5 protein-coding genes, 1 tRNA gene and 2 rRNA genes are annotated in these 13694 nt (G+C 62.6%); 7 read left to right on the top strand and 1 reads right to left on the bottom strand.

What is annotated here, in order from left to right:
• Positions 1-177: 177 nt before the first annotated feature.
• The 4 genes from leuS (at position 178) to lpdA (ending at position 7268) form a co-directional block, all read left to right on the top strand.
• Positions 178-3132 carry a leucine--tRNA ligase gene (gene leuS, locus NGM15_RS12625; RefSeq protein WP_253431508.1) on the top strand — a complete coding sequence of 985 codons (2955 nt, stop codon included), beginning with the start codon at positions 178-180 and terminating at the stop codon, positions 3130-3132.
• 323 nt (positions 3133-3455) lie between these two features.
• Positions 3456-4211, top strand: coding sequence for a YqjF family protein (locus NGM15_RS12620; RefSeq protein ID WP_253431504.1), 756 nt, complete (start codon positions 3456-3458; stop codon positions 4209-4211).
• A gap of 189 nt (positions 4212-4400) precedes the next feature.
• Positions 4401-5621, top strand: coding sequence for a threonine ammonia-lyase (gene ilvA, locus NGM15_RS12615; RefSeq protein ID WP_253431502.1), 1221 nt, complete (start codon positions 4401-4403; stop codon positions 5619-5621).
• Positions 5622-5840: 219 nt separating this feature from the next.
• Entirely contained in the window at positions 5841-7268 is a 1428-nt protein-coding gene (gene lpdA, locus NGM15_RS12610) for a dihydrolipoyl dehydrogenase (RefSeq protein WP_253431499.1), read from the top strand.
• 157 nt (positions 7269-7425) lie between these two features.
• Here lpdA and NGM15_RS12605 read toward each other — a convergent pair whose 3' ends face one another.
• The gene (locus tag NGM15_RS12605; RefSeq protein ID WP_253431496.1) at positions 7426-7908 is read right to left on the bottom strand and encodes a halocyanin domain-containing protein; all 483 of its coding nucleotides are present in this window, start codon (positions 7906-7908) and stop codon (positions 7426-7428) included.
• Positions 7909-8891: 983 nt separating this feature from the next.
• On the opposite strand from NGM15_RS12605, the gene NGM15_RS12600 reads away from it, so the two are divergent.
• From NGM15_RS12600 to NGM15_RS12590, 3 genes are all read left to right on the top strand, one after another.
• A 16S ribosomal RNA gene (locus NGM15_RS12600) occupies positions 8892-10366 on the top strand.
• 116 nt (positions 10367-10482) lie between these two features.
• Positions 10483-10554, top strand: a tRNA-Ala gene (locus NGM15_RS12595).
• Positions 10555-10764: 210 nt separating this feature from the next.
• Positions 10765-13684, top strand: a 23S ribosomal RNA gene (locus NGM15_RS12590).
• Together the 16S and 23S rRNA genes with 1 tRNA gene alongside form the textbook arrangement of a ribosomal RNA operon.
• The last annotated feature ends 10 nt before the right edge of the window (positions 13685-13694 follow it).

Raw genomic sequence — 13694 nt, 5'->3', positions numbered from 1 at the left:
ACCGGAATTGATGACAGGTCTGGCCTGTCACCACGCCAGTATTTTATCGTTCTCGCGAGTAGGATCGAGCATGAGACGACGGCTCGACGACGACTTCGACGCCCAGCGAACTCGAATTCGACCGCCGAACGCGACCTCCTTCCGGGCCACCGACGGGCCGGTTATCGAGGGATCGGTGTGAATCGGGACGCTCGAGGACGGGATTCTCGAGATGCCACTGCCGAGGAGAGTGACGGCTACGAGCCAAAGAAACTCGAGGCGCGCTGGCGCGAGCGGTGGGTGGAGTCGGATCGGTACGAGGCCGATCCGGACGGTCGAGACCCGTCGGAAGCGACGTTCGTGACCGTCCCCTACCCGTACCCGAACGGCGGCATGCACATCGGCCACGCGCGCACGTACACCGTCCCCGACGCGTACGCCCGCTACCGGCGTCAGCGGGGCGACAACGTCCTCTTCCCCATTGCGTGGCACGTCACCGGCACGCCCATTGTCGGCGCCGTCGAGCGACTGAAGCGCGGCGACGCCCACCAGCTCGACAGCCTGCGAAACGCTTTCGAGGTACCTGAATCCGACCTCCGGGACCTCGAGACGCCGATGGGATTTGCCCGATATTTCATCGAGAACCACTACGAGGCTGGGATGCGTCGCCTCGGGCTGTCGATCGACTGGCGCCGGGAGTTCACCACCGAAGACGAGCGCTATTCGCGATTTATCGGCTGGCAGTACGAGACCTTGCACGAGCGCGGCCTCCTCGAGAAGGGGCTGCACCCGGTGAACTACTGTACGAACGAGGAACAGCCGGTCACGACACACGACATCTACGAGGGCGAGGACGCCGAGTTCCAGGAGTACACGCTGATTGCGTTCCGCGCCGCGAGCGACGACTCGAGCGGAGCGGGCGGCGAGGCGGAACCGGGAGCGGAGAGCGAACGCACCGTCTACCCGATGGCAACTCTGCGCCCCGAGACCGTCCGCGGGGTCACGAACGCCTTCGTCGACCCCGACGCGACCTACGCTCGAGCGACCGTGGACGGCGAGGAGTGGGTCGTCTCGCTCGAGGCGACCGAGAAACTCGCGTTGCAGGCGCGCGAGGTCGAGGTGCTCGAGACCGTTCCAGGAACCGAAGTCGTCGGCACCCGCGTCCGGAACCCTGTCACCGACGAGGAGATCGTCGTCCTCCCGGCCGATTTCGTGGACACCGACAGCGCCACCGGCGTCGTCATGTCCGTCCCCGCCCACTCGCCCGACGACTGGGTCGCCCTCGAGGCGTCGAAAGCCCGCACCGACGACCTGAGAGCGTACGGTCTCGACCCCGAGGCGGTGCGGGCCATCGAATCGCGGGCCGTCCTGACCCTCGAGGGTTACGGCGAGTTCCCCGCAGCGGACGCCGTCGCCGAGTACGGCATCGAATCCTCGGACGATCCCGAACTCGAGGCGGCTACCGAGGAACTGTACACCCGCGAGTTCCACCGGGGCGAACTGAACGAGGACTACGGCGAGTTCGCCGGCAGGGTGGTCGAGGACGTCCGTGAGGAACTCGACGCGCACTACCGAGAGCAGGGGGCTTTCGACGCGATGTACGACTTCGCCGAGACGGTCGTCTGTCGCTGTGGCGGACGCGTCGAGGTCGCCGAACAGGACACCTGGTTCCTGCGGTACGACGACGCGGGGTGGCGCGAGAAGGCTCACCAGGCCGTCGCGAACCTGGACGCGATCCCTGAAAACACCCGCGAGCAGTACGACCACACGATCGAGTGGCTCGAGGAGTGGCCCTGCATCCGCAACTACGGACTCGGGACGAGACTGCCGTGGGACGACGCGTTCGTCATCGAACCGCTGTCGGACTCGACGATCTACACGGCCTACTACACCATCGCTCACCGGATCCAAGAGGTCCCGGTCGAGGACCTGACGCGGGAGTTCTTCGATGCGCTCTTGCTGGGGCCCGAATCCGTCGACGAACCCGACGAGCGCGCCCTGGACCTGCGCGAGGAATTCGAGTACTGGTACCCCGTCGACTACCGGTGCTCGGGCAACGACCTGATCTCGAATCACCTGACGTTCTTCCTCTCCCACCACGCCGAGCTGTTCGAGCAGGCGAAGTGGCCCCGGGGAATCACCGTCATGGGCATGGGGCTGCTCGAGGGCGAGTCGATGAGTTCCTCGCGGGGACACGTCGTCCTCCCCGGCGAGGCCATCGAGCGCTACGGGGCCGACACCGTGCGCTTCTTCCTGCTCAACAGCGCCGAACCCTGGCAGGACTACGACTGGCGGGCCGAGGCCGTCGCCGCGACGCGCGATCAACTCGAGCGCTTCTGGAACCACGCCGTGGACCTGATCGACGGACCGGCAGGCGAACGGGACCTCGAGCGGATCGATCGCTGGCTCCTCGCCCACCTCCAGGAGACGGTTCGCGAGGTCACCGGCGCGATGGACCGATTCGAGACCCGGAAAGCCAGCCAGAGAGCCTTCTACCGCTTCGAGGAGTACCTGAAGTGGTACCGCCGCCGGACGGACCTCGGACGCGCGGGGGCGCGATGGACCCTTCGTACTGTCCTCGAGACGCGACTGCGCCTGCTCGCGCCCGTCATCCCGTTCGCGGCGAACGAACTCCACGAGCGACTGACAGGCGAGCTAGCCGAGGACGTGCCGTGGCCCGAGCCGGTGCCCGAATTCGAGGATTCGAGCGTGATCGTCGAGGAACGACTGGTGAGAGCGCTGCTTGAGGACGTTTGCGACATCGTCGACGTGACCGACACCGACCCCGAGACGATTCGCGTCTACGTCGCGGCCGACTGGAAACGCGAGGTGTTCGAGACGGTCGTGAAAACCGGCCCGGACCAGGGAGCCGTGATGGAGCAGGTCATGCAAAATCCTGCCCACCGGGACCGAGGGGACGCCGTCAACGGCCTCGTGGGCGACCTCGTCTCGTTCGTCCGCGAGCGCGAGGACGCCGCACTCGAGACGCTCGCCGGAATCGACGAGCGGGCCGTCTACGAAGCGTCCGCAGACTTCCTCGAGAGCGAGTTCGACGCCGACGTCCTAATCGACGCCGAGGACGCCGATCCGATCGATCCCGCCGGCAAAGCGAGCCAGGCCCGACCGTTCCGCCCGGCGATCCACCTCGAGTAGGCCGTTTTACGGGCGATTCCGTGTCCGCTTTTTCATTCGAGCTCACTCGTTTGAGGCCGCAGCCTCTGTGCACTCGTTACCGGTCCGGACTCCGCGCACTCGCTCCCGATTTGGGCTCCCGATCGAGTTCGTATAGCACTTCGATACATTCACCTGAACTAATTGGTTCCTGAGTGATTTATCCCCGCAGGTAACGTAGAGACGCATATGAATAACGCCGCTGCGACCGACCCCTCGGCGCCGACGAAAGCGCTCGGACCCGTCCCGCTAGGGGTGCTCGCCCGACCGTTCTTCGAACGAGAGGTCGCTCCCTCGCATCGACCATGACCGAACAGCGAATCCTTCACCCCGATTCGGCGACCGTCGAGACGGAGCCGTCGTCCCTCCCCTGGCTGCCACACCCCTTCTCGATGGTGTGGCGCGACGGAGCCTTCCTCCACTGGCCCGTCGACCCGGATCGCCTCCGGCCGCACGTTCCCGATCGGTTCGACCTCGAGACCGTCGAGGGTCGAGCCTGGCTCACGATCGTCCCGTTCGTCCTCGCTCGGGCGGGCGTTCGAGACACGCCGAGCGCGATGCGCGTCACGCGTCCCGAACTCAACCTCCGGACCTACGTTCGCTACCGGGACGTCTCCGGGCTGTACTTCTTCAGCATCGACATCGACGGCCCGTGGCTGGCGTTCCTCGCTCGCAGGGGACTCGACGTCCCCTGTTTCGACGCTCGCCAGCGCGTCGACGGCACCGACGGTCGGGTCACGTTCTCGAGCGAACGCGACGACCCGAGTGGGGGGCCCGCGCGCTTCGACGCAGAGTACCGACCGGTTGCGCCCCCGACTCGCGCGAGGCCCGACTCCCTCACCCACTGGCTCACCGAACGCCGACGGATGCTCGTCCCCTACGGCGATCGAACGCTCGTCGCCGAGATTGCCCACGAACCCTGGTCGCTCGCCCCGGTGGAGATAACGATTCGAGAAAACGACCTGTTCGAGGCGGCGGACGTGCCGACGCCCGCCGGCGACCCGCTCGCTCACTACTGCGAGCGACTCGAGATAACGGGGTCTATTCCGCGGTTCCTCTGATCGTTCGCGGGTCCGGTTTTCGACGCTCGAGGTAGTTCTGGATTCTGGATTCCGGGCTCTGGATTCTGGATTCCGGGCTCTGGATTCTGGATTCCGGGCTCTGGATTCTGGATTCCGGGCTCTGGATTCTGGGCTCTGAAGCCACGACAAACCGAAGGTGAAATACTGCGCCATCCTGATTATCCCGTCATGGTCGAGGTCCGTTTCGAAGACGTGCTGGCGGCCCGGGAACGCTTCGACGACGAGTCAGTCGTTCGCGAGACGCCGGTCGAGTCTAACCGATCACTGAGCGGGATGGCCGATGCGACGGTGTTCCTGAAGATGGAACACCTCCAGCGGACGGGCTCGTTCAAGACGCGAGGCGCCTACAACAAGCTCGTCCAGGTGGCCGAGGAGGGAACCGTCGACCGCGTCGTCGCCGCCAGCGCGGGCAACCACGCCCAGGGAGTGGCCCTCGCCGCGACGAAGACGGGCCTCGAGTCGACAATCGTCATGCCGAAGAACGCGCCGCAGGCGAAGGTCAACGCCACCCGGAGCTACGGCGGCGACGTCGAACTCCACGGAAACGACTTCCAGGAGGCGATGGCCCACGCGAAGACGCTCACCGAAGCCGAGAACGTGGGCTTCGTCCACGCCTACGACGACCCCGACATCGTCGCCGGGCAGGGGACGCTGGGACTCGAGATTCACGAGGCGCTCCCCGAGGTCGATACCGTCATCGTCCCGATCGGCGGCGGTGGCATGATCGGCGGCATCGCTACCGCTCTCGCCGGCCTCGACCCCGAAATCCGCGTCGTCGGCGTGCAGGCGGACTCCGCCGCGACGGTGCCCGAGAGCCTCGACAAGGGCTTCCCACAGGGGATCGACGACCCGACCACCATCGCCGACGGGATCGCCACGGGCGGTATCTCGGAACTCACCTTCGAGATCATCCGCGAGCACGTCGACGAGGTCGTCACCGTCACCGACGACCAGATTGCCCAGAGCACGCTCGTCCTCTTAGAGCGGGCGAAACAACTCGTGGAGGGGGCCGGCGCGGCGTCGGTCGCAGCGCTGCTCTCTCCCGACCTCGACGTCAGCGGCGAAACCGTCGTTCCGGTGCTCGGGGGCGGCAACATCGACATCTCCATGCTCCAGACGGTCCTGGAGCACGCGCTGACCGACCGCGACCAGCTGTTGCGACTGCGCGTCCGCATTGCCGATCAGCCCGGCAAGATGGAGGAAATTTCGGGCGTCATCTCGGACCTTGGAGCGAACATCCGGACGGTTCGTCACGACCGGGCCGTCGGCGATCTCCGGGTCGGGGAGGCCTACCTCGTCTTCCAGGTCGTCACCAGCGGTCGCGAGCACGCCAGAGAGGTCCTCGACGCGATCGAATCTCGTGGGTACGACGCGACCCGCGTCGACTGACGCCGCCTCGCTCGAGATCCGCACGCCCCTCGCTCGAGATCCGCACGCCCCTCGCTCGAGATCCGCACGCCCCTCGCTCGAGATCCGCACGCCCCTCGCTCGAGATCCGCACGCCCCTCGCTCGAGATCCGCACACCCCTCGCTCGAGACCTCGAACACCCCGTCGCTCGGCGCAATACCTGCCCGTTTTTATATCTCGATTGGATTTGCTCTAGTATAATGGTCGTCGGAGACATTTCGACTGGAACGGACGTACTCGTCATCGGCGCGGGCCCAGCAGGCTACGTGGCCGCGATTCGGGCCGGCCAACTCGATCTCGACGTCACGCTCGTCGAGAAGGAGGCCTACGGGGGAACCTGCCTCAACCACGGCTGTATCCCCTCGAAGGCGCTCATCACTGCCAGCGACCTGGCCCACGAGGCCGGCAACGCAGAGGAGATGGGCATCCACGCCGACCCGGCCATCGACCTCGAGGGAATGGTCTCCTGGAAGGACGGCGTCGTCGATCAACTGACCAGCGGCGTCGAGAAGCTCTGTAAGGCCAACGGGGTCAACCTCATGGAGGGGATCGCCCACTTCGACGGCGAGAACACGGTTCGCGTCTCCCACGGCGGCGAGGGGCAGGGCAGCGAATCCATCGACTTCGAACACGCGATCGTCGCCACCGGCTCTCGCCCGATCGAGATCCCGAATTTCTCGTACGACGACGAGCCCGTACTCAACTCGCGGCAGGCCCTCGCGCTCGACTCGGTCCCCGACTCCCTGATCGTCGTCGGCGCCGGCTACATCGGGATGGAACTCGCGACCGTCTTCGCGAAACTCGGCACCGACGTGACGGTCGTCGAGATGCTCGACGAAGCGCTCAACGGCTTCGACCCCGACCTCGCTCGTCCGGTCAAAAAGCGCGCAAAAGACCTCGGGATCGACTTCCACTTCGGCTACGGGGCCTCCCGCTGGAGCGAGCACGGCAACGGCATCCGCGTCGAGGCCGCCGCCGAAGACGGCGAGGACACGCTCGAGATCGACGCCGAGAAGGTCCTCGTGGCCGTCGGCCGCGCACCCGTCTCCGATACGCTCGAACTCGAGGCCGCCGGCATCGAAACCGACGATCGGGGCTTCATCCCGACCGACGACCGCGGCCGGACGAACGTCGAACACATCTTCGCCGTCGGCGACGTCGCCGGCGAACCGATGCTCGCCCACGCCGGCAGCAAAGAGGGCCAGGTCGCCGCTGAAGTCATCGCCGGCGAACCCTCCGCACTCGACTACCAGGCGATGCCCGCGGCCGTCTTCACCGACCCCGAAATCGGTACCGTCGGTATGACCGAGATGGAGGCCGAAGAGATGGGCTTCGAGACCGTCAGCGGCAAATTCCCGTTCCAGGCTAGCGGCCGCGCGCTCACCACGGGCCACACCGACGGCTTCGTCAAGATCGTCGCCGACGAGGACGCCGGGTTCGTCCTGGGCGCCCAGATCGTCGGCCCCGAGGCCTCCGAACTGATCGCCGAACTCGGCCTCGCTATCGAACTCGGAGCCACCCTCGAGGACGTCGCGGCCACGATTCACACCCACCCGACGCTCTCGGAGGCCGTGATGGAAGCCGCCGAAAACGCGCTCGGTCACGCGATTCACACGCTGAACCGGTGACCGGTATCAGATGACCGCTGACCGCTAACCGACCGACATCGCTCGTTGCTGTTCGTCGCCGCTCACCGTTGTTCATCGTCACTCGTCCTTTTTGCTTCCCCTCACACTCGAGCAACCGTTCGCTTCGTCAGCCGTGGAACTCGAGAAGCCGTTGTACTCAGACGATCTCGAGCGCCCCCTTCATCCCACGGTGACGGTGGGGGGTGCAGTAGTAGGTGTAGACACCCGGCTCGTCGAACGTGAACGAGAACGTCTCCCCCTCGCCGTACTGCTCGCCGCTGTCGAACACACCGTCGGTCTCGACCACGTCGTGTCGACCGCCCGAACCCGTCCACTCCCAGGTAACCGTCGAGCCCGCCCCGACCCGAACCGCCCGCGGGGCGTATCCCATCCCCTCGCGACCGGTGCCGACCGCGACGACCAGCGCTTCCTCGCTGGCCCCCGTCCAGTCGACCGTCCCCGGATGGTCGATTCCGTCGAGGTGTCCACCGAAATCGGGTTCGTCGTCTTCGGCGACGAACGATTCGCCCTCGTAGTAGTCACCGTCGTCACCGCGTCCGAAAAGACACCCCGCTAGCCCCGCGGTCGCCGCGAGTCCGACGCCCTCGAGAATTCGCCGCCTGGTCGCTCGCTCGCGCATGTATCTAGCCGTTCGGCTTCGTGGTCATAGTTCTCTCGCTCTCGCTCCCCCGTGCAACGCATCCAACGTCTTCTTACGCGTGCACGCACGACCGTACACGTACGCGGGTACCACTCGATCCGACCCCACCTGCCAGGGAGGGATGACCGATCGACCTCCGCCCGCGGGACACTACTCGACGAGCAACCGCGCCGTTCGACGGACCTGCCCCCGAATTAGGGGATACATTTATTAGCATTTTGACGTTCCTCGAGCACCCGTGATCGGTGGAAAACCGTGCCATGGTAGGGGGTTCCCACGGTGCTACCAGTTCGACGGCCTTATATACTAACCCTCTCCTCGAATAGAATGCAAACGACGTGGCCCACGCCGCCACGTCCCCTCTGGCCGTTTCCCGGCACGGAGGTTGGCACTGCATTCCACCCTTACACCGGGCGTCGAACCGATCCGACGACCTTAAGTGTGTAAGCCAATTCGGATTGGACGCAACCGTGGTCGGCTTCGCCGGCCACACCGATCCAACGGCCTTATATACTTAGGGGCGTTCAGATTGGAACGCGAACGCCTCGCCGGATGCGACTTCCGGCCGGGCCGCGATCCGATGCCCTTAAGTGTGTAAGGCTACTCGGATTGGATGTGAACGAGGTCGGCTTCGCCGGCTTCGATCCGATCCGACGCCCTTAAGTAAACGAGGGCATTCGGATGCAAACGCAAAGAACGCGTGATCGATGGGGCGTTCAACTCGCTCCATCATCTCGGACTCGGTTCGAAGGGGTTATGTACCCCGGACGACCTACAAAGTAGTCCGAAGGAAATGAGGATCTCACCCCTGCGGTCCGCCGTACAGATGGGATCTGATGTTAGCCTTGGTAGTTCGGTGACGCTCGATCGGTTAATCGAGGCAGGTCACCGAACGGACCCATTTAGTGTGAGTGTGTACCTACATTCACCGCCAACTCCTCCAGCTCTGCTGGAGGGATAGCATTCCGGTTGATCCTGCCGGAGGTCATTGCTATTGGAGTCCGATTTAGCCATGCTAGTCGCACGAGTTCAGACTCGTGGCAGATAGCTCAGTAACACGTGGCCAAACTACCCTGTTGAGGGCGATAACCTCGGGAAACTGAGGCTAATAGCCCATACGGCTCGATGCCTGGAACTGGCTCGAGCTCGAAATGCTCAGGCGCGACAGGATGTGGCTGCGGCCGATTAGGTAGACGGTGGGGTAACGGCCCACCGTGCCGATAATCGGTACGGGTTGTGAGAGCAAGAGCCCGGAGACGGAATCTGAGACAAGATTCCGGGCCCTACGGGGCGCAGCAGGCGCGAAACCTTTACACTGCACGACAGTGCGATAAGGGGACTCCAAGTGCGAGGGCATATAGTCCTCGCTTTTGTGTACCGTAAGGTGGTACACGAATAAGGGCTGGGCAAGACCGGTGCCAGCCGCCGCGGTAATACCGGCAGCCCAAGTGATGACCGCTATTATTGGGCCTAAAGCGTCCGTAGCTGGCCGCACAAGTCCGTCGGGAAATCTACTCGCCTAACGAGTAGACGTCCGGCGGAAACTGTTCGGCTAGGGACCGGAAGACCTGAGGGGTACGTCTGGGGTAGGAGTGAAATCCCGTAATCCTGGACGGACCACCGGTGGCGAAAGCGCCTCAGGAAGACGGATCCGACAGTGAGGGACGAAAGCTCGGGTCACGAACCGGATTAGATACCCGGGTAGTCCGAGCCGTAAACGATGTCTGCTAGGTGTGACGCTGGCTACGAGCCAGCGTTGTGCCGTAGGGAAGCCGTGAAGCAGACCGCCTGGGAAGTACGTCCGCAAGGATGAAACTTAAAGGAATTGGCGGGGGAGCACTACAACCGGAGGAGCCTGCGGTTTAATTGGACTCAACGCCGGACATCTCACCAGCACCGACAGTATGCTGTGAAGCTCAGTGTGATGAGCTTAGTGGAGCTACTGAGAGGAGGTGCATGGCCGCCGTCAGCTCGTACCGTGAGGCGTCCTGTTAAGTCAGGCAACGAGCGAGACCCGCACTCCTAATTGCCAGCAACACCCTTGTGGTGGTTGGGTACATTAGGAGGACTGCCAGTGCCAAACTGGAGGAAGGAACGGGCAACGGTAGGTCAGTATGCCCCGAATGTGCTGGGCTACACGCGGGCTACAATGGTCGAGACAGTGGGATGCTACGCCGAGAGGCGACGCTAATCTCCTAAACTCGATCGTAGTTCGGATTGCGGGTTGAAACTCACCCGCATGAAGCTGGATTCGGTAGTAATCGCGCCTCAGAAGGGCGCGGTGAATACGTCCCTGCTCCTTGCACACACCGCCCGTCAAAGCACCCGAGTGAGGTCCGGATGAGGCCGGCGTAACGCCGGTCGAATCTGGGCTTCGCAAGGGGGCTTAAGTCGTAACAAGGTAGCCGTAGGGGAATCTGCGGCTGGATCACCTCCACAGACCGGGACTGGGGCGACGCCCCAGCCCACACGCGGTCCGTTCACCGACCGCTCGATTGGCCGAGCGAGCACCTTTGAACTACCAAGGCTAACGTTGTGCCCCCGAGAGGGGGTGGGCCCATAGCTCAGTGGTAGAGTGCCTCCTTTGCAAGGAGGATGCCCAGGGTTCGAATCCCTGTGGGTCCATCTCTCGGGTGACGATCGTTGTGCTCTTTCGAGTACGGCGTCTGATCCCGAATGAACCGATGCACCACCCCGCGCAAGCGTGGGTGGGAAGGGTCGATGCCACCAGCCGTCTACTGGTGGCAGATGAGACCGTGTGTACGTGTAGTCCAGGCGTCCACTGGACCCGTTCCCGGGTCACAACCGCTGCATTCTGTGCAGCACCGATCCGAAAGAACGTGGCTACTGTGCCAACTGGTGGATCGCTCGGCTCGAGAGCCGATGACGGACGTGCCAAGCTGCGATAAGCCCAAGGGACCCGCACGGAGGGGAAGAACTTGGGATCTCCGAATAGGAATCCTCTTGCAATTGCTTAGCGCAATGGGGAACGTCGAGAATTGAAACATCTTAGTATCGACAGGAAAAGAAAGCAAACCGCGATGTCGTTAGTAACGGCGAGTGAACCCGACACAGTCCAAACCGAAGCCCTCACGGGCAATGTGGTGTTCGGACTGACTCTCAGCACTTGACCATCGACGCGAAATCCCTTGGAACAGGGTACGAAACAGGGTGACAGTCCCGTACCGTCGATCACTAAAGTGTGCGTCAGCTCCAGAGTAGCGGGGGTTGGAAATCCCTCGTGAAAACCGCGGGCATTGACCGCGAAGACTAAACACTCCTCGAGACCGATAGCGAACAAGTAGCGTGAGCGAACGCTGAAAAGCACCCCAAAAAGGGAGGTGCAATAGGGCGTGAACTCAGTTGGCGATAGAGCGACGGGGCATACAAGGTCCCTCTCACAATGAACCAGGTGCGAACCTGTAGTAAGCCGAGAGGGAAGCCGGTGTTCCGTCGTACGTTTTGAAAAACGAACCAGAGAGTGTGCCTGTCTGACGAGTCTAACCCGAGTATCGGGGAAGGCAGAGGGAAACCGATATGACCGCAGTCTTACGACCAGGGTCACCGTGTTCAAGCGCGGGGAGTCAGGCGGGCACGACCCGAAACCGGATGATCTAGGGCATGGGCAGGGTGAAGCGTGGCGAAAGCCACGTGGAGGCCCGCTAGCGTTGGTGTCCTACAATACCCTCGCGTGACCTATGTCTAGGGGTGAAAGGCCCATCGAATCCGGAAACAGCTGGTTCCAACCGAAACATGTCGAAGCATGACCTCCGCCGAGGTAGTTCGTGGGGTAGAGCGACGGATTGGGGGACCGGACTCCGAGAGGAGTTCGCCCCCCTGTCCAACTCCGAACCTACGAACGCCGTCGACGCGGGGAGTCCGGTGCGCGGGGTAAGCCTGTGTACCGTGAGGGAGACAACCCAGAGCTGGGTTAAGGTCCCCAAGTATGGACTAAGTGCGATCGAAGGTGGTCGCAAGCCCTAGACAGCCGGGAGGTGAGCTTAGAAGCAGCTACCCTCTAAGAAAAGCGTAACAGCTTACCGGCCGAGGTTTGCGGCGCCGAAAATGATCGGGGCTCAAGTTCATCACCGAGACCTAGCGACGTGCCTCACCGCACGATTCCGTAGGTTGGCGTACTGTTCGGGTGGAAGCACGGAAGAGATTTCGTGTGGACCGTGCAGTAACGAAAATTCTGGTCATAGTAGCAGCGTTAGTCGGGTGAGAACCCCGACGGCCGAACGAGTAAGGGTTCCTCAGCAATGCTAATCAGCTGAGGGTTAGCCGGTCCTAAGTCAGCCCGCAATTCGAAGCTGACAAAAGGGAAATAGGTTAATATTCCTATGCCAGTGTGCACTCAAAGCCGACGCTTTGGGGCCGCCTCTCCCGGGCTTTCGCCCGGGTGAACAGTCCAAGACCGTGGAAGCCGTAATGGCACGAAGCGGTCGAATGGCTGGATAACGCAAGAGAGGTCAACCCAGAGCCCGTGAAAAGGCAAGCACACTGTCCGTACCGAGATCCGACACAGGTACTCGTGGCGGCGAAAGCCAAGGTCTGTCGGGAGCAACCGACGTTAGGGAATTCGGCAAGTTAGTCCCGTACGTTCGCAATAAGGGATGCCTGCCACGGAAAGTGGCAGGTCGCAGTGACTCGGGCGCTCCAACTGTCTAGTAACAACATAGGTGACCGCAAATCCGTAAGGACTCGTACGGTCACTGAATCCTGCCCAGTGCAGGTATCTGAACACCCCGTACAAGGGGACGAAGGACCTGTTAACGGCGGGGGTAACTATGACCCTCTTAAGGTAGCGTAGTACCTTGCCGCTTTAGTAGCGGCTTGCATGAATGGATCAATGAGAGCGCCACTGTCCCAACGTTGGGCCCGGTGAACTGTACATTCCAGTGCGGAGTCTGGAGACCCCCAAGGGGAAGCGAAGACCCTATAGAGCTTTACTGCAGGCTGTCACTGAGACGTGGTCGCCATTGTGCAGCATAGGTAGGAGCCACTACACAGGTACCCGCGCTAGCGGGCCACCGAGGCATCACTGAAATACTACCCGATGGTGACTGCGACTCTCACTCCTGGCGGAGGACACTGGTAGCCGGGCAGTTTGACTGGGGCGGTACGCGCTTGAAAAGATATCGAGCGCGCCCCAAGGTTTCCTCACTCGGGTCGGAGACCCGAGAAAGAGCGCAAGAGCATACGGAAGCCTGACAGTGTCCGGCACAACAACGGACGCTGACGCGAAAGCGTGGTCTAGCGAACCAATTAGCCCGCCCAATGCGGGCAATTGCTGACAGAAAAGCTACCTTAGGGATAACAGAGTCGTCACCCGCAAGAGCACATATCGACCGGGTGGCTTGCTACCTCGATGTCGGTTCCCTCCATCCTGCCTGTGCAGAAGCAGGCAAGGGTGAGGTTGTTCGCCTATTAAAGGAGGTCGTGAGCTGGGTTTAGACCGTCGTGAGACAGGTCGGCTGCTATCTATTGGGGGTGTTACGGTATCTGACGGGAACGTTCGTATAGTACGAGAGGAACTCCGAATGGGTGCCACTCGTGTACCGGCTGTCCGAGAGGGCACGTGCCGGGCAGCGACGCACCACGGGGTAAGAGCTGAACGCATCTAAGCTCGAAACCCACCTGAAAAAGAGATACCACCGAGATCACTCGTAGAAGACGAGTTCGATAGACTCGGGGTGTACGCACCGAGGCAACGAGGTGTTGAGCCCGCGAGCACTAACAGATCAAGCCACCATTCATTTCGCATG

This window comes from Natronosalvus halobius, from assembly GCF_024138145.1.
Taxonomy (GTDB): Archaea; Halobacteriota; Halobacteria; order Halobacteriales; family Natrialbaceae; genus Natronosalvus; species Natronosalvus halobius.
This window is presented reverse-complemented; position numbering and strand designations above follow the sequence as displayed.

Bases quoted from the DNA above. Each gene is read 5' to 3' on its own strand.
- NGM15_RS12605 (WP_253431496.1), bottom strand. From the start codon at position 7,908: ATGCGCGAGCGAGCGACCAGGCGGCGAATTCTCGAGGGCGTCGGACTC.
- NGM15_RS12620 (WP_253431504.1), top strand. From the start codon at position 3,456: ATGACCGAACAGCGAATCCTTCACCCCGATTCGGCGACCGTCGAGACG.
- ilvA (WP_253431502.1), top strand. From the start codon at position 4,401: ATGGTCGAGGTCCGTTTCGAAGACGTGCTGGCGGCCCGGGAACGCTTC.
- lpdA (WP_253431499.1), top strand. From the start codon at position 5,841: ATGGTCGTCGGAGACATTTCGACTGGAACGGACGTACTCGTCATCGGC.